The 16630-nt window shown below is 70.1% G+C and carries 13 protein-coding genes and 1 pseudogene; 4 read left to right on the top strand and 10 right to left on the bottom strand.

Features of this window, described 5'->3' with window-relative positions; all coding sequences use genetic code 11:
• Positions 1–42: 42 nt before the first annotated feature.
• On the top strand, positions 43–1413 hold the full coding sequence (locus CDO81_RS16060) for a Kelch repeat-containing protein (protein ID WP_088484239.1): 1371 nt from the start codon (positions 43–45) through the stop codon (positions 1411–1413).
• Here the strand turns inward: CDO81_RS16060 and CDO81_RS16055 are convergent.
• Positions 1404–1799: pseudogene (locus CDO81_RS16055) on the bottom strand (DUF2177 family protein). The gene CDO81_RS16060 and the pseudogene CDO81_RS16055 overlap by 10 nt on opposite strands.
• Positions 1800–1926: 127 nt before the next feature.
• Here CDO81_RS16055 and CDO81_RS16050 point away from each other — a divergent pair.
• Together CDO81_RS16050 and CDO81_RS16045 are read left to right on the top strand one after the other, a co-directional pair.
• A complete protein-coding gene (locus tag CDO81_RS16050) occupies positions 1927–2685 on the top strand; it encodes an alpha/beta hydrolase (RefSeq protein WP_158218307.1) in 759 nt (252 codons plus the stop codon).
• On the top strand, positions 2682–4457 hold the full coding sequence (locus tag CDO81_RS16045; RefSeq protein WP_088484236.1) for a RecQ family ATP-dependent DNA helicase: 1776 nt from the start codon (positions 2682–2684) through the stop codon (positions 4455–4457). Before CDO81_RS16050 ends, CDO81_RS16045 begins: the two co-directional genes overlap by 4 nt.
• A 1-nt stretch (position 4458) precedes the next feature.
• Here the strand turns inward: CDO81_RS16045 and CDO81_RS16040 are convergent, their stop codons facing one another.
• From CDO81_RS16040 to CDO81_RS16020, 5 genes are all read right to left on the bottom strand, one after another.
• On the bottom strand, positions 4459–6618 hold the full coding sequence (locus CDO81_RS16040) for a DUF1631 family protein (RefSeq protein WP_088484235.1): 2160 nt from the start codon (positions 6616–6618) through the stop codon (positions 4459–4461).
• A 79-nt stretch (positions 6619–6697) separates the two neighbouring features.
• Complete coding sequence (locus tag CDO81_RS16035) at positions 6698–7960, bottom strand: acyl-CoA dehydrogenase family protein (protein ID WP_088484234.1); 1263 nt, start codon at positions 7958–7960, stop codon at positions 6698–6700.
• Positions 7961–8060: 100 nt separating this feature from the next.
• Positions 8061–9845 carry a lipoprotein N-acyltransferase Lnb domain-containing protein gene (locus tag CDO81_RS16030; protein WP_144397274.1) on the bottom strand — a complete coding sequence of 595 codons (1785 nt, stop codon included), beginning with the start codon at positions 9843–9845 and terminating at the stop codon, positions 8061–8063.
• Between the two features lie 20 nt (positions 9846–9865).
• Positions 9866–10228 (bottom strand): adenosine deaminase, encoded by a 363-nt coding sequence (locus tag CDO81_RS16025; protein ID WP_088484232.1) that lies wholly within the window; start codon positions 10226–10228, stop codon positions 9866–9868.
• Positions 10229–10440: 212 nt separating this feature from the next.
• The gene (locus tag CDO81_RS16020; protein ID WP_088484231.1) at positions 10441–12432 is read right to left on the bottom strand and encodes a monovalent cation:proton antiporter family protein; all 1992 of its coding nucleotides are present in this window, start codon (positions 12430–12432) and stop codon (positions 10441–10443) included.
• 171 nt (positions 12433–12603) lie between these two features.
• On the opposite strand from CDO81_RS16020, the gene CDO81_RS16015 reads away from it, so the two are divergent.
• Entirely contained in the window at positions 12604–13875 is a 1272-nt protein-coding gene (locus tag CDO81_RS16015; RefSeq protein ID WP_088484230.1) for a Glu/Leu/Phe/Val family dehydrogenase, read from the top strand.
• A gap of 85 nt (positions 13876–13960) precedes the next feature.
• On the opposite strand, the gene CDO81_RS16010 is transcribed toward CDO81_RS16015, so the two are convergent.
• The 4 genes from CDO81_RS16010 to CDO81_RS15995 all read right to left on the bottom strand — a co-directional run bounded on the left by CDO81_RS16010 (position 13961) and on the right by CDO81_RS15995 (position 16624).
• On the bottom strand, positions 13961–14404 hold the full coding sequence (locus CDO81_RS16010; RefSeq protein ID WP_088484229.1) for an OsmC family protein: 444 nt from the start codon (positions 14402–14404) through the stop codon (positions 13961–13963).
• Positions 14405–14587: 183 nt separating this feature from the next.
• Positions 14588–14779: a hypothetical protein gene (locus CDO81_RS16005; protein ID WP_088484228.1), complete on the bottom strand. Its 192-nt coding sequence runs from the start codon at positions 14777–14779 to the stop codon at positions 14588–14590.
• Positions 14780–14786: 7 nt separating this feature from the next.
• Positions 14787–16043, bottom strand: coding sequence for a DMT family transporter (locus CDO81_RS16000; RefSeq protein ID WP_158218306.1), 1257 nt, complete (start codon positions 16041–16043; stop codon positions 14787–14789).
• Between the two features lie 38 nt (positions 16044–16081).
• Positions 16082–16624 (bottom strand): carboxymuconolactone decarboxylase family protein, encoded by a 543-nt coding sequence (locus tag CDO81_RS15995; protein ID WP_088484226.1) that lies wholly within the window; start codon positions 16622–16624, stop codon positions 16082–16084.
• Positions 16625–16630 lie beyond the last annotated feature (6 nt).

The raw sequence follows: 16630 nt of genomic DNA, 5'->3' as shown, positions 1-16630 counted from the left end.
TCACCTATTCCGGAATTTACGGTGACCGGGCCTGTCCCCAGCATGCGTGACCTGACCTGCTTCCACCTGCGCTTGATGATGTCTGCCTCAGCCCATACCCGCCGCCATTTCCTGGCCTCCACCGCCGCCCTGGGCCTGGCCGGCTGTGGCGGTGGCGGCTCGCCCCCGGCCGCGCCCGGCATCCAGAGCTTCGAGGCCGCTGCGGTTGCCGTGGGCGAGGCGGCGCAGCTGACGGCCGTCTTCAGGGGTGGTGCTGGCCGCATCGAGCCCGATGTGGGCGCCGTGCAGAGCGGCGTGCCGGTCAGCACGCCGGTGCTGGCCGGGCCGCGCCGCTACACGCTCATCGTCGAGGTGCCGGGCCAGCCGGCGCAGCGCCGCGAGCTGACGGTGACGCCGCAGTACCGCGACCGCTACCTGCCCCTGGCCACACCCGAGCCGTTGCAATACCACGCGGCCCTCGCGGCGCGTGACGGCGGTGTCATCGTCCTGGGCGGGTCGCGCGGGCTGCCCACGATGTCGGAGGCCATCGACCGCTTCGACCCCGCGACCCGCCGCTTCACGCGCATCGGCAGCCTGGCGACGGGCCGGGCGCAGCACACGGCCGTGGCGCTGGCCGACGACCGGGCCCTGGTGGTCGGCGGCCAGGTGAGCCTGAGCAGCGCTGGCTTCGCCGAGTTGGTGGACCTGCGCAGCGGCGCCGTCGAGCCAGCCGGCTGGCCGGTGCGCCCGCGCAGCCGGCATGCGGCCGTGGCGCTGGCTGATGGCCGGGTGCTGCTGGTGGGTGGGCTGGACAGTGCCAGCGTGGAACTCTGGGACCCGGCCACCCGGCGCTTTCGCCTCGTGGCGACGGCGATGCAGAACGCGCGCGAATTCCCGACCGCCACGCTGCTGGCGGACGGCCGGGTGCTCATCGTGGGCGGGGATCACGTCGGGCCGACGCAGCGCCTGGCCGAGGTGTTCGACCCGCGCACCGAGCGCTTCGAGCCGGTCGCCTCGCCGCTGGACGGCGAGCGGCGCGCCATGCATGCCGCCCACCGGCTGGCGGACGGCCGCGTCTGGGTGCTTGGCGGCGAGCTGCGCACCGACACGGGCTTCCAGCCGCTGGACACCGTGCTGGTCTTCGACCCCACCACGCAGACCTTGCAGCCCCAGGGGCGGCTGGACACGCCGCGCAGCCTGGTGCGCAGCCTGCTCGGGGCGGATGGTCAGGTCCGGCTCTTCGGCGGCTTCACGGCAGGTGAACCAGCGGCGCGCTCGGCCAGTCGCTATGGCCCCGCCGCCGCCGCGCTGGCGGCCATGCCGGCGGGTCGGGCCTGGCACACCGTCACGCCGCTGGCCGACGGCCGCGTGCTCATCCTGGGCGGTGATGACGCCCAGGGCGGTGCGGCCGGCGGTGGCTTGATCTACGAATAGCGCTGCGCGACCCACGCCGCCGCACCGCCGGCCAGCGTGCTCGCCAAGCAGCCCCAGGCCGTGTCGACCACGGCCAGCCGCACCGGCCAGTGCTGCAGCGTGGCGAGGTTGGTGAGGTCATAGACGCCATAGCCCACCAGGCCGACGAGGGCGGCCCGGGCGACCTGGTGCGCCAGCGGCTGGCCGGCCGGGAACAGCGCCAGCGCCACCAAGGCCGCCGGGTAGCCGAAATAGAACAGCGCCGCCGGCAGCCAGCGCACCTACTCGGCCATCTGCGCGCCCATTTCTTGGCGGTAGAAGTCACGCGCCAGCATGCCCAGCCAGAGGGCGTCGAGCACACCCATGACAAGCAGGGCGACGAGGTAGGGTTTGAAGAAGCTGGTCATGGTCGGGCCAGTGTGCCCGCAGGCCCGCGGCGATGGGCGTAGGAGGGCGCCGCATCGCCGCCTGTCCTACAAGCTGCCGTCCGGCGCGCTGGCATATGCCCGCTGCCGCGCGCCCCAGCATGAGGCCATGAATGCCACCCCGTCCTCCCTGCCGGCCGCTGGCCCTTCCCGGCCGGCGACCAGCCGTCGGCCCGCCCTGTCGCTGCTGGCCTCCGAACCGTTGCGCGCCACGCTGGAGGCCGTGCGGGCCGCCGCTGCCTGGCGTGATGCGCCGCGCGCGGTGGGCGGCGGCCATACCGTCGTGCTGTTTCCCGGGCTCGGGACCGACGGCCGCACCCTGTGGCCGCTGAGGCGCCACTTGGCACGGGCCGGGTTCCGGGCGCTGGACTGGGGCCAGGGCCTGAACACCGGGCCGCGCGGCGACGTGCAGGCCTGGCTTGATGACCTCGCCGAGCGCGTGGCCAAGCGGGCCGCGCCGGCGCGCGAGCTGAGCCTGGTGGGCTGGAGCCTGGGCGGCTTCTATGCCCGCGAGCTGGCCAAGCGCTGGCCCGACCGCGTGCAGCAGGTGGTCACCATCGGCACGCCGTTCAGCGGCAGCGTGGACGACACGCATGTGGGCTGGCTCTTCCGCCTGCTCAGTGGGCAGCGGGCCCCGGTCGGGGCCGACCTGCGCGAGCGCCTGGCCGAGCCGCCGCCGGTGCCCACGGTGTCGCTCTACAGCCGGCGCGACGGCGTGGTGGCCTGGCAGGCCTGCCGCCATGCGCGCGGCTGGCCGCTGGCGCGTGACATCGAGGTGGAAGCCAGCCACCTCGGCATGGGCTGGGCGCCCGAGGTGCTGGACCGGGTGACCCGCGTGCTGGCCGGCCGGCGCGAGGCCACGCGATGAGCGCCGCCACCGCCTGGCGGCTCGGCCCGCGTGAAGACTCGCCCCGCCCTGCGCCGCCACCCGAGAAGTTGCCGCCGCGTGAGCCGGTGACGCCCGTCAAGCTGCGCCAGACGCTGCGCCGCGTCTTCGGCCTGCAGGCCTTGCGGCCGGGGCAGGCCGAGGTCATCGAGCGGGTGCTGGCCGGGCAGAACACCTTGGCCGTCATGCCCACCGGCGCGGGCAAGTCGCTGTGCTACCAGCTGCCCGCGGTGCTGCGTGACAGCCTGACGGTCGTCATCTCGCCCTTGATCGCGCTGATGAAAGACCAGTGCGACACGCTGCAGGCCCGTGGCATTGCCGCGCGGCAGCTGCATTCGGGCGTGGATGCCAACACGCGACTGGAGACCGAGGCGCTGCTGACCCGGGGTGCCGTGCGGGTGCTCTTCACCACGCCTGAGCGCCTGGCCGACCCGCGCACGCTGGGCCTGCTGCAAGAGCAGCGCGTGGGCCTGCTGGTGGTGGACGAGGCGCACTGCATCACCCAGTGGGGCCACGATTTCCGTCCGGCGTTCAGTGCGCTGCGCGACGCGCGGCGTGCGCTCGGGCGACCACCGGTGCTGGCCCTCACGGCCACGGCGCCGGTGGCGGTGCAGCGCGAGATCGCCGAGGCACTGGCCATCCCGCGCGAGGGCGTGCTCTGCCACGGCGTGTACCGGCCAACCCTGCAGCTCGCCGTGGAGCTGCCGCAGACCGAGGCAGCGCGGCGCGAGCTCATTGGCCAGCGACTGATGGCCTGCGAGGGCAGCGCCATCGTCTATTGCGCCACGGTGCGCGAGGCCACGGCGCTGCAGCGTGAGCTGAGCGCGCTTTCCGGGCTGGCCGGGGGTGTGGGCCTGTACCACGGCAAGCTGCCGGCGCGCGACCGCGAGGCGGCGCAGGAGGCCTTCATGCGCGGCGAGTGCCGGGTCATGGTGGCGACCAACGCCTTCGGCATGGGGATCGACAAACCCGACATCCGCCTGGTGCTGCATGCGCAGATGCCCGCGTCCATCGAGGCCTATGTGCAGGAGTCCGGCCGCGCGGGCCGCGACGGCGAGCCGGCCGAGGCCTTGCTGCTGTTCCGCGAGGGCGACCGGGCGCTGCAGCAGTTCTTCGCGGGCGGCCAGCCGCCCTCGCGCGAGGAACTCGCCGCGGTCTGGCAAGCCCTGAGCAGCCAGACCCCGCAAGGCGGCTGGCTGCCGGCGGCGCTGGCCGAGATGGTGCGCCTGCCGCAGCGGCGCCTGGAGCGGGTGCTGGTGGCCCTGCGGTCCGCCCGAGCCCTGCGCGGCAACGAGGCCACGGGCTTGAAGCCCGCAGCACCGGCCGCGCGCCGGGCGCCCCAGGCCGTTGTCAGCGCCGCCGAGGCGATGGCCCAGCAGCGTCGCGACAGCGACCGTGACGGCCTGGCGGCGATGGTGTTGTATGCCAAGGCCGGCGGCTGTCGCTGGGCGACGGTGCTGGCCCACTTCGGCGAAGCGCTGGACAACGGCGCCGACCGTTGCGGCCACTGTGACAGCTGCGCCCGCTTTACCCGCTTGCTGGCGGCTGAGCGGGCTCAGGGGCGGCCCGCACCGGCCGTGCACCCGGAAGCCGTGGCGGCGCGCCCGGCGCGCTTCGAGGCGGGGCAGCGGGTGCGGGTCAGACGCTTTGGCTGGGGTGAGGTGAAGGCGTGCAGCGACGAGCAGGTGCGCATCGACTTCCCGCGCCACGGGCTGCGCGACATCCACCCGGACTTCGTGCTGGCGCCGCGTTAGGTCAGCCCTGGCTGCCCAAGGCCTGCAGCAGGCCGCCCAGGGCGCGCTGCACGGGCGTCGGGTCGGCCAGGTCGGTGGCCAGGCCTTCGCTGCGCAGCCGCTTGAGCGCCCGCCGCGTCATCGAGTGCATGCCGCCGGCCAGGTTGCTGGTGAACATGAACAGCGCACCGTTGTCGCTGGCCCAGGCCAGCTGTGCAGTCGCCCACACGCCCTGCAGGTAGAGCTTGCAGCGGCGGCCGGCGCGCAGGCCGTCGATCCAGTCCTCGGTCGTGTCGGTGGCGTCCAGCGCCATCGGCACGGTGGGCAGGGTGCCGACGTGGGTCTCGTGGCCCTGCCAGGCGTCAGGGGCCTCGCTGGCCAGCTCGGGCTCGGGCCGCGCGGCGGGTGCCACCGGTGGCGACGCGGCAGCAACGGCCACGGCGGGTGCTGCGGCCACCGGGGCTTGGGCGGCGGGCTCGGTGGGTGCTTCGGCCTTCTCGGTCTTCTCCGTCTTTTCGGCAAGATGGCGCCGATGGGTCTGCATCAGTTCGGCCAGCACCCGGTTGCGGTGCTGCTGGGGCAGGTCGATGAGGGCCATGCCTTGCTGCACGCGGCCGATCAGGCGGGGCAGGCGGCGGCGCAATTCGGCGCGGGCCTCGGGCGTTTCAGGGCGTTGCAGGCTGGCCAGCAGTTCGTCCACGGTACCGACCAGGGCCTGCGCTTCGGGCGACTCGGCACCGTCGGTCGCCATCACCTTGGCCAGCACTTCGATCCAGGGACCGCGCAGGAAGGTCTGCACCAGCGGGCTCACGTCCTGCGCGCGCGTGAGCTGCAGTTCGACCTGGTCGCGCATCAGCGGCAGCAGCCGGCGCTCGGCCTCCATCTGGCTCAGGGCATTGGTGGCCGGGCGCGTGCGCTCGACCTGCTGGGCCCGCTCGTCATCGATGAAGGTCTGCACCTGCGCCAGGGCCTGGACATAGGCCTGGGGCTCGGCGGGTTCGTCGTCCTGCAGGCGCGCCACCAGCGGTTCGACGAAGCGCTGGAAGGCCTCGCCGCGCTCGGCGTCATGCGCGGGCATCTCGGCGGAATGGCTCGCGATCTTGTTGATCAGCGCCCAGGCCGGGTGCTGCTCCGACGCCAGCACAGCCGGGTCATGGGCCGCGAGTTGGCGCACCGGCGCCTCGAGCCTGGCGATGGCGCCCCGCAGCGCGGGCGCCAGCTGCGGGTCGTCCAGCAGCCGCTCGAACAGGCGGCCGAGCAAGGCATGTGATGCTGCGGCGGCCTCGGTGTCGGCCGGCCCCGGGCCCATCGGCTGCAGGCTGAAGGCGGGTTCTCCCTCGGCCAGCGGCAGCGCGGGTGCTGCAGCGCGTGCCGCCGCGGGCAGGCCGCGTTGCAGCAGAGGCATGGCGCGCAGCAGGGTTTGCAGCTGCTCCGCTGCGATGCCCGGCACGGCGACCATGCCGGCTGCGCCGCTCCCCGCGGGCGGCGCCGCACCGGGGGGCTCGCCCGCCTTGAGCACGGCGCTGGAATTGGGGGCGAGGATGGCGCGGTAGCGCGGCGCCTGCAGGCCCTGGCCCTTGAGCTGCTCCACCAGCGTGGGCAGGAAGGGGCGCAGTTGCTCCACCAGGATGGGGGCGGCCAGGCGCATCCACAGCGCCTGCTGCTCGGGCTCCAGCACCTGCTCGTACACCGTCTGGCTGATGGCGCGGGCCAGCACGGCCGGGCTGCACAGCATGGGGTCCTCGCCCTGGCGGGCGTCGGTGACCAGCGTGGCGGTCAGGCCCTGCAGCTCGCGCAGCTCCCATTCGAGCTTCAGCTCGACGAGTTGCACGACGCGGGAGATCTCGATGTCCTTCTCGGCCTGCGTCTCGTCGACCAGGGTGAGTTGATCGATGTCGAAACCGCTCAGGGCCGAGGCGCTCGCGCTGCGGCCGAGCAGCCGCGCCTCGGCGCCCTGGATGCCCTGGATCAGATGCCCCGACAGGCATTCGCCGATGTGCATGCGCAAGGGCTCGACCGCCATCAGCAGTCCTGACAGCCCCTTGCGGTCCAGGTGGGCGACGCCCGCGGCAGCAGGGTCACGCATGGCCTCCAGCATCCCGGCCAGCCATTGGCGCGCCAATGCGGGCGCCTCGCCCTCCAGGTGACGGGCGTAGCGGTCGAACTGCGGGTGGGCGTGCATGGCCGGGCGCGGGCTCCTCTCTTGCAAGGGCCCGACTCTAGCCGCGATGGCTTGCGCGCAGGCGTCGGGGTGGCCGGTGTCAGGCGCCTCGCGTGACAGGCATCGCGATCTGGTCGCGTGGCAGCTTCATGTGGCTGGCCAGCTCCAGTTTGGCCAGCGAGTTGCGGTGCACTTCGTCCGGTCCGTCGGCCAGGCGCAGCGTGCGCTGGTGGGCCCACATCATGGCCAGCGGCGTGTCCTGGGAGACACCGGCGCCACCGAAGACCTGGATGGCCCAGTCGATGACCTGCAGGGCCATGTTGGGCGCCACGATCTTGATCATGGCGATCTCGGCCTTGGCGACCTTGTTGCCCACGGTGTCCATCATGTAGGCGGCCTTGAGCGTCAGCAGGCGGGCCTGCTCGATCATGCAGCGCGCCTCGGCGATGCGTTCCTGCGTGACGGTCTGCTGGGCAATCGTCTTGCCGAAGGCGGTGCGGGCGATGGCGCGCTCGCACATCAACTCCAGCGCCCGCTCGGCCGCGCCGATGCTGCGCATGCAGTGGTGGATGCGGCCCGGGCCCAGGCGCCCCTGCGCGATCTCGAAGCCGCGGCCTTCGCCGAGCAGGATGTTCTCGACCGGCACGCGCACATTCTTCAGCACCACCTCCATGTGGCCGTGGGGCGCGTCGTCATAGCCGAACACCGACAACGGCCGCACGACGGTGATGCCGGGCGCGTCGGCCGGCACCACGATCATGGACTGCTGCTCATGCCGCCCGGCCTCCGGGTTGGTCTTGCCCATCACGATGTAGACGGCGCAGCGCGGGTCGCCCGCACCGCTGCTCCACCACTTGCGGCCGTTGATGACGTAGTGGTCACCGTCGCGTTCGATGCGGCATTCGATGTTGGTGGCGTCGCTGGAGGCGACGGCCGGCTCGGTCATCAGGAAGGCCGAGCGGATCTCGCCGCGCAGCAGCGGCTCCAGCCAGCGGTCCTTGAGCGCCTCGGATGCGTAACGCTCCAGGGTCTCCATGTTGCCGGTGTCAGGGGCCGAGCAGTTGAAGACCTCGGGCGCCCAGAACACGCGGCCCATGATCTCGCACAGCGGGGCGTACTCGAGGTTGGACAGGCCTTCCGGTGCCCGCGTGCTGCGCGGCAGGAAGAGATTCCACAGGCCGGCCTCGCGCGCCTTGGGCTTCAGGTCTTCGATGACCTTCGTGGGGAGCCAGGGGTTGCCTGCACGCCGGTTGGCTTCGACTTCTTCCAGGTAGCGGCGCTCGTTGGGGTAGATGTGCTCGTCGAAGAAGGCGAGCAGGCGTTCGCGCATCTGCGCGACCTTGGGGGTGTAGTCGAAGTTCATGGCGCGGTTCCTCGGGCGGTGGCGCAGTGTGGCGCAGCCCGCGGCGCGCGCTTGTCACCGAGGTGGCAGGGGAGAGTTGCGACCTCGGCCGCATGCCGGGTCAGAACAGGCGCTTGAGCTGCAGCTCCGCCTCGCGTGCGCGCTGCTGCGCCCGCTCGCGCAGCGTGTAACGGCCCACCAGGGTCCAGTTCGGCCCGAGGTATTTGGCCTGCGTCCACTGCCACTCGCGGGTGGTCCGCCCGTCGCCCAGGCCGTTGTGCAGCAGGCTGAGCGTGACGATCGCCTTCATCTGGAACACCTGCCGCAGCACGAAGCCCGCGCTGGGCGAGGCGTACACATAGGCGCCGCGGCGCGCGCCGACGCCGGCCGTGGCGAGCGCGAAGATGTCCAGGTCCTGCCCGAAACGCTGCGTGATGCCGAGGCCGCCCTCCACCAGCAGCGCGCCGCGGCTGGCCAGGTCCCCGCCGGCCTGGGGTTCGTGGCCGATCTTGAACCGACCCGACAGGCCGCCGGTGAAACGATCGCGCGGCAACAGCGACTCCACGGCGTAGAGGGTGGCCCGCTCGACCCGTGCGCCGCGGCCCTGGAGCGATTGGCTCAGCGCCACCTCGAAGAGGCGCAGCGCGCTTTCGTTGAAGTACATGTCGTTGCGGTCTTCCAGCCGATGCGAGGCCGGCAGGAAGGTCATCACCACGGCGTCATCACCGTCCCGGCGCTGCAGGCTGAGGCTGAACTGGCTGTCCGGCGGCGCCGCGGCCGGGCTGAACGCGGGGTTGCTGGCCAGGGCCAACTGCGCCGGTGCGGCAGTCTCCAGCCGCTGGCGGTAGGCCGTGCCGGCTTCTGGCGAGCGCTGGCCGTTGGCCATCCACTGCTGGTTCAATGCGAGCGCGGCCTGTTGGCGCAGGAAGCTGCGCGGGTCGGTGCCCGACGTCGGGGGCAGGGTTTGCTGCGCCACGGCTTGCTGCACGGCCGCGACGTCGTCGCTCGTCAGTGCCTGGTCCAGCAGGTGCAGCGTCCAGCGTGGCGCACTCACGGCCACGGCCGGGCCCAGCAGGCCGGCCTGTTGCGCAGCGCGCACCACGTCCTTGGGCGTGGTCCAGAGATCGGGGTGGTCCAGCACGCGGGGCTGCACCACCGCGAGCACCTGCTGCACGAGCGTGGCGCAGTTGTAGCGCTGGAAGAAGTAGGTGAACTGCACCGGGCGCAGTTCCATCAGGTGGGCCTGCAGCAGCTCGCGCTGCGCGGCATCCAGCTCCAGTGGATGCTCCCAAAGGTTGCGGCCCTCGCGTTCGACGTAGCCGCGCACCTGGTCGGCGTAGGGACCGAGGGTGAAGTAGCCCGGCATGCCCACCACCAGGCTGCGCCAGAACAGCCGCGGCAGGTTCCACGTGACCGGCTCGGTGTAGAAGGAGATGGCGTGTTCGCGGAAGGTGCCGGTCGCGTCATGGCCACCCAGCTTCAGGAACACGTGGCCCATCATGCTGGAGGGCTGGCTCAGCGTCTCGGACGCGAACACCAGCGCGACCTGTTCCATGGGCGCGCGGGTCCGGAACTCGACCAGCTCGCCGCAATGGGCGAGCGAGCGCTCGGGCAGGGCGCCCTGGTGGCGCAGCCAGGTGTAGCGCGCGGGGAAGCGGCACAGGGCCTGGGCATCGTCGCCCTGCAGCAGCGTGAGGGTGGCCCGCAGCTCGGCCTGCAGCGAGAAGTGCGGCAGCGTCAGCAGGAAGCCGGGGTCGCGCACCATCGGCTCGCCCTGGCGCACATGCAGCAACGCCACCCAGGTCGGGTGAGCGGCCAGCGCGTCGAGGTCAGGCGCCGCTGCGGCCGTGAGGTGGGGCGCGGCGAGGCACAGCCATGCAAAAGCGGCCCGCAGGCCGCTTTGCATGCGCAAGCGCAGGCGCTGGATCACTGGCAGCTGACGACGACCGAGTCCGCGTACTTCCACATGCGTTCGGTCGAGTAGTCGGTGGTGGAGCCGAAGGCGCCGCCGCTCAGGATGTTGATGAAGAACTTGGAGTCGACCGAGCTGGCGACGGCGGTGTTCTTGGCGCAGCCGGCGGTCTCGACCGTCACGACCTTGTCAGCCTTGGCGCGCGTGAACTGCACGACGGCCGGGCCGGTGAAGGGCTTGCCATCCACCGAGCCGGTGATGGGCTTGCCGTTGGAGGAGGTCACGTTCACGGCCTGGGTCGGGTCGTTCAGGATGGAGGCGCAGCCGGTGGACAGCACGGCGACGGCCAGCAGGGCGAGGGCGTTGAGCTTCTTCATGTGTTTTTGCAGGTTGAGATAAAGGATGCATCAGCCGCGTGCATCTGCCTGCAAGATCACCAACACGCCCATGCGCGGCTTGACCTGCCATGCTTGGTGAGCGTGTTTTCCTCCCTGAAGGCCGTTGTGCCACGGCTGATGGGCGGCACTGTAGCGGCGCATCTGTCGCTGTTTGCCAACAACGCCTCGGCAGCAACCCGGGGATGTGTGCGTTAGGACAGCAACTTTCCCTCGGCGAGTGCGAGTGCCGCGGGCACGCCGCTGATGACGAGCGTGTCGCCGCCCGCGAGCGTGGTGTGGTCGTCCACGATCACGGTCTTGCCGCTGGCTCGGCGCAATGACACCACGGCGACACCCAGGGCGTGCAGGGCGAGATCGTCGAGCGCCTCGCCGGCATGCGGGCTGGCCGTGGGCAGGGTGACCGACGCCAGGCGGGCCTGCTCGATCTCGTCGGCGGTGTCGTCGTCGGCACCGTGGAAGTAGCCGCGCAGCAGGCCGTAGCGGCGGTCTCGCGCATCGCGGGTGATGCGGATCACGCGGCGCATCGGCACACCCACCAGCGCGAGTGCGTGCGAGGCCAGCATCAGCGAGCCTTCAATGGCTTCGGGCACGACCTCCGTGGCGCCGGCGGCCTTGAGCTTCTCGAGGTCGCTGTCGTCGATGGTGCGCACGATGACCGGCACGCGCGGGGCATGCGTCTGCACCAGGTGCAGGATCTTCAGCGCCGAAGGCGTGTCGTGGTAGCTCACGACCACGGCGCTGGCGCGTGCCAGGCCCGCAGCCATCAGGCTCTGCACCTTGGCCGCGTCGCCGAACACCACGCTCTGGCCCGCAGCCGCGGCCTGGCGCACGCGGTCGGGGTCGAGGTCCAGCGCCATGTAGGGGATGTGCTCGCCCTCCAGCAGCCGGGCCAGGTTCTGCCCCGAGCGGCCGTAGCCGCAGATGATGACGTGGGCCTCGGCCTTGATGCTCTTCTTGGCGATGGTGGTGAGCTGCACCGACTGCATCAGCCAGTCGCTGCTGGAGAGCTTCATCACGATGCGGTTGCTGTACAGGATGAGCAGCGGCGTGGCCAGCATCGACAGCACCATGCTGGCCAGCACCGGGCTCACCCACTGCGGCGCGATGAGCTGGTGCTGGGCGCCCAGCGTCAGCAGCACGAAGCCGAACTCGCCGGCCTGCGCGAGATACAGGCCGGTGCGCAGCGCCACCCCCGGCGGCGAGCGGAACAGCCGCGCCAGCCCGGCGATCAGCGCGAACTTGGCCAGGATGGGTAGCGCCGTCAGCAGGATGACCAGCCACCAGCTGTCCACCAGCGGCCGCCAGTCCAGCTTCATGCCGATGGTGATGAAGAACAGGCCCAGCAGCACGTCGTGGAAGGGCCGGATGTCGGTCTCCACCTGGTGCTTGTATTCGGTCTCGGCGATCAACATGCCCGCCACGAAGGCGCCCAGCGCCAAGCTCAGCCCCGCGTGCTCGGTCATCCAGGCCAGGCCCAGGGTCACCAGCAGCAGGTTGAGCATGAAAAGCTCGTCGCTCTTGCGCCGGGCCACCAGCGTCAGCCACCAGCGCATCAGCTTCTGGCCGCCGTACAGCAGCAGCGTCAGCAGCACAGCCGCCTTCAGCCCGGCCCATGCCAGGGCTTCGGCCATCTCGCCGCCGCTGCTGTTCAGCGCCGGGATCAGCACCAGCAGCGGCACCACCGCCAGGTCCTGGAACAGCAGCACGCCCATCACCAGCCGGCCGTGCGGGCTTTCCAGCTCCAGCCGCTCGGCCATCAGCTTCACGACGATGGCGGTGGAGCTCATGGCCATCGCCGCGCCCAACACCAGCGCACCGCCCCAGTTCAAGTCCCACGCGCGCCCGAGCATCGAGAAGGCCAGCGTCAGCAGCACATTGCCGGCCAGCGCGCCGGCGATGGTCAGCACCACCTGCGACATCCCCAGGCCGAACACGGCCGTGCGCAGGGCCTTGAGCTTGGGCAGGTTGAACTCCAGCCCGATGGCGAACATCAGGAACACCACGCCGAACTCGGCCAGGTACTGGATGCTGGCCGAATCGTGCGCGAACGCCAGCGCATTCGGCCCGATCAGCACCCCCACCGCGAGGTAGCCCAGCATAGGCGGCAGCTTCAGCGAACGGCAGATCACCACCCCGAACACGGCGGCAACCAGATAGAGCAGGGCGAGGTCCAGAGAGGTCACGCAGGGATGGTATTCGGTGGCTGCAGCCCCCCGAAGGCCGTGAATTCCTCACTCGGCAACCCACCCCATGCATTGCTTGCATAGGCGCATGACCACTTGGCTAGACAAGCCGCGTCTGCCGCGCGACGCTTCGCGCTACCGTTCGCCCCACTCAAAGTTACGGAGCATTTCATGCCCAACCTGTCGTTCGTTTCGCCCACGCGCAACAGCCCGTGGGGGACTTATCTGTCGCAGATCGATGCCGTCGAGCCCTACCTGGGCAAGCTCAGCCGCTGGGTGGAGACGCTGCGCCGCCCCAAGCGCGCGCTGATCGTGGACATCCCGATCGAGCTGGACAACGGCACCGTCGCCCACTTCGAGGGCTACCGCGTGCAGCACAGCCTGACGCGTGGCCCGGGCAAGGGCGGTGTGCGCTACCACCCCGACGTCACCCTGGAAGAAGTGATGGCCCTGTCGGCCTGGATGACGATCAAGAACGCGGCGGTCAACCTGCCCTATGGCGGCGCCAAGGGCGGCATCCGCGTCGACCCGTCGCTGCTGTCGATGAAGGAACTGGAAAAGGTTACGCGCCGGTACACCAGCGAGATCGGCATCATCATCGGCCCCAACCAGGACATCCCCGCGCCCGACGTGAACACGAACGGCAAGATCATGGCCTGGATGATGGACACCTACTCGATGAACACTGGCGCCACCGCGACCGGCGTCGTCACCGGCAAGCCCATCGAACTCGGCGGCTCGCTGGGCCGCGTGGCCGCCACCGGCCGTGGCGTGTTCGTGGTGGGCCGTGAGGCCATGCGCCGCCTGAACATCGACATGGAAGGCGCCCGCATTGCGGTGCAGGGCTTCGGCAACGTCGGCTCCATCGCCGCCAAGCTGTTCGCCGCCAACGGCGCCAAGGTCGTGGCCGTGCAGGACCACACCGGCACCATCATGAACAGCGACGGCTTCGACATGGCCGACCTGCTCGACCACGTGGCCAAGACCCGCGGCGTGGCCGGCTTCAAGGGCGGCGACATGATCGCCAACGAAGACTTCTGGGACGTCAAAAGCGACGTGCTGATCCCGGCTGCCCTCGAAGGCCAGATCACCGCCGAGCGCGCCAAGCGCATAACGACTCGCCTCGTGCTGGAAGGCGCCAACGGCCCGACCACGCCTGACGGCGAGGCCGTGCTGGCCGACCGCGGCATCGTCGTCGTGCCCGACGTGATCGCCAACGCCGGCGGCGTGACGGTGTCCTACTTCGAGTGGGTGCAGGACTTCTCGTCCTTCTTCTGGACCGAGGACGAGATCAACCTGCGGCTGGACAAGATCATGGTCGGCTCGTTCAAGCACATCTGGGAGACGGGCGAACAGCACAAGATCCCGCTGCGCACGGCAGCCTTCACGGTGGCCTGCACGCGCGTGCTGCAGGCTCGTGAAGAGCGCGGGCTCTACCCCTGAGCCTCGGTCGTTGATCAGCGCTGCGGCGCTGAAAAGCCAGCCCGCCCGAAGCCTGCTTCCGGCGGGCTTTTTTGTGCCTGCGGCGTCAGCCCTTCACGACCGCGCCCGTGCTGTCCAGCACCCGCAACGTCACAGGAATGGCGCCGGCCACGCTTTGGGTCACGGTGCAGAAGTCCTCGAAGGTGTCGAGCACCCGCTGCAGATGCCCCAGCTCGGCCGCGGGCTTGCCCAGGTGCAGGTCCACCGCCAAGCCCAGCACGCGCATGCGGTTGCGCTCGTTGCGACCGACGTCCGCCTTGACCTCGGCCCGCAGCGCGCCGGGGTCATCCTTGTACTTCTGGCAGGCGAACAGCAACGAGGCGCTCAGGCAGTTGCCCACCGCCGAGGCCAGCAGGTCCACCGGGCTCGGGCCGGTGCCCGTGCCCAGCGGCGCCGGCTCGTCGGCCAGCAGCACCGGCAGGCCGGCGCCGTAGTGATGCTCGAACTGGTAGCCCTGGCGTTGGGTGAGGGTGACTTGGGGGTGGTCCATGGGATCGGGCTCCTGAGGCAGGGGGTTGATAACAAAGTGTCGAACTGGAGGTCAATGTATCGAACCACCCGACCGCGTTCGGCACCCGGCGAATGTCAAAGTGTTGAAGCGCATGGTGGTGCGGCACCTTGGCAAGCGCACCCAAAAGACCAAAGCTGGCTCGCGTGTTGGGTCACAGGCCGTCTACGCGGCATCAGCGGCCAAGCACCTGGCCTTCAGCAGGTCAACGTCCACCGCGGCAGAAGATACGTCGTGATGAGCCATCAGCCACTCCAGCACCCCGCGCCGCGTTCGCTCGGTGAGGATCTCGATCTTCAACGGATCCACATACGCGACGTTGATGTGATGCAGGATCTCGCCAATCAACAGATGCATGTAGTCATCAAAACGCAGACGAGCGAACTGGCTCCGGTCTGGTTCGCCGCGACGTTTCCTGCGGCCACCAGCCGTCCCTGTAGAAGATCAGCACCACGGGACCGCGACGCCACAGATCCGAGAGTCGAACCGGACGGTTCATGGCGTCCGGCAAGGTCACATCCGGCGCGCTGGCTCCTACCTGCACCGCGCGGGCCTCGACGCCGCTGGCACGAAGATCCGCAGTTGCGGCCTCCATCATCGTCACGCGTTCTGGCGCCACACGCTGCTTGAATCCGGCCTTGTATTCGGCCAGTTGATCGGCCAATGTCTTGTGCTTTTCCATGAGAAGACTCCGACAGTTGAAAGGAATGGCTCTGTGCCGGGTCGGTGACGCGACGGCCAGGATCAATCCGCTCATCGCCACGACGAGGCCGGCCGCCTCGGCCACGGCTGGCACGTGGCCGAGCACGGGCCAGGCCAGCAATGCCGCCAATCCGGGAGCCAGGGCCGGGAACACGGCCGCGCGCGCCGAACCCAGCATCGCGACGACCTTGGCATAGGTGAACAGCGTCCCTGTGCCGGCAATCACGCCTTGCACGAGCACCTCGGTCCAGAACACCAGCGGAGCAGCTTGCATCAGGCGTGAGGGACCGACGAGCAGCAGGTAGGCAGGCACGTACGTGAGCAGTGCCGAGAGCGAGACGACTGCGGTGGCGAGCAGGGGGTCCAGCCGCTGCTTTCGCAGCACGATGCCGAATCCCGCCCACAAGGTGCCTGCAGTCAAGAACATCGCATCGCCCACCGCAGCTCGGGCCGTGAAGCTTGTGGCATCCACGCCCGACAGCAGCAGCAAGCCAGCAAGCACGATGACGATGCCCGCCACCTTGCGCGCGCTCAGGGACTCGCCCAGCACGAGCGCTCCCAGCACCATGCCCATCACGCTCATGGCCGTGAAGGGAAACACGGCGGCATGGCTTGCCGGCGCGAATTGCAAGGCACCGAACATCAGCAATCCGAACGGCGCTCCCGCCAGGAGCGCGACCAGGAGCCATGCACGCCAGCGGGCGAGGAAGGCTGCCGCGTCGCGTCGCCACGCGAAGAGCAGCACGGGCAGTGTCAGCACCCCCGCGACGCCAAAGCGCAGCACGGTGAGATCCGGCGACTGCAGCCCATGGGTGATTCCCCAGCGCGCGAACACGGTGTACGAGGCGCCGATACCCGCTGCCAGCAGGCCCACGGCCGTGCCGGCGACAAACCGGAGATGTTCTGCGCGGGGGGGCATGTTCGACGCCGGGTGTGCCATGAGCGGGCGCGCAAAGATCACGCCGGCAGGGCGGGAGCGGCGGGAAAGTCCACCGGTACCCGTGTCGTGCCATGCAGGTAATTGGTGACGGTCTTGTCCCCGATGACGACGATGGCATCGACCAGGTTCTCGGCCGTCCAGCCGGCCGCGAAGAAAGCCTGCACGAGGGACGGATCGGCATGGCCACGTTCGCTGGCGACGTTCTTGACCAGCTTGGCCAGCGCGTCGAGCTTGGCGTCGAATGACGCGCTGCCTCGACGGATTTCGATGATCTGATCGGGTGTGAATCCGACCATGCCGCCGATGACCGTGTGCGCGGCGAGGCAGTACTCGCAGGCGTTGACCTGGCTGACTACCAGGTTCACGACCTCGCGCGCCTTGCCGCTGATGCTGCTCTTCGCGTTCTGGAAGGCGAGGTAGTTGCCCAGCGCATGCTCCGAATGGGCGAGCGTGGCGTATAGGTTGGGCACCATGCCGAGCCCCTTTTGGAGGTTGTCGAATAGAGCTTGATTTGCGGGCGAGACTTGATCGCGCGTGGGCACGTTGAGAAGCGTGTTCATGAGGAG

This window comes from Roseateles puraquae (genome assembly GCF_002205845.1).
Lineage (GTDB): Bacteria > Pseudomonadota > Gammaproteobacteria > Burkholderiales > Burkholderiaceae_C > Pelomonas > Pelomonas puraquae.
Note: the sequence above shows the minus strand (reverse complement) of the source record. Positions and strands in the feature narration are given on the sequence as shown.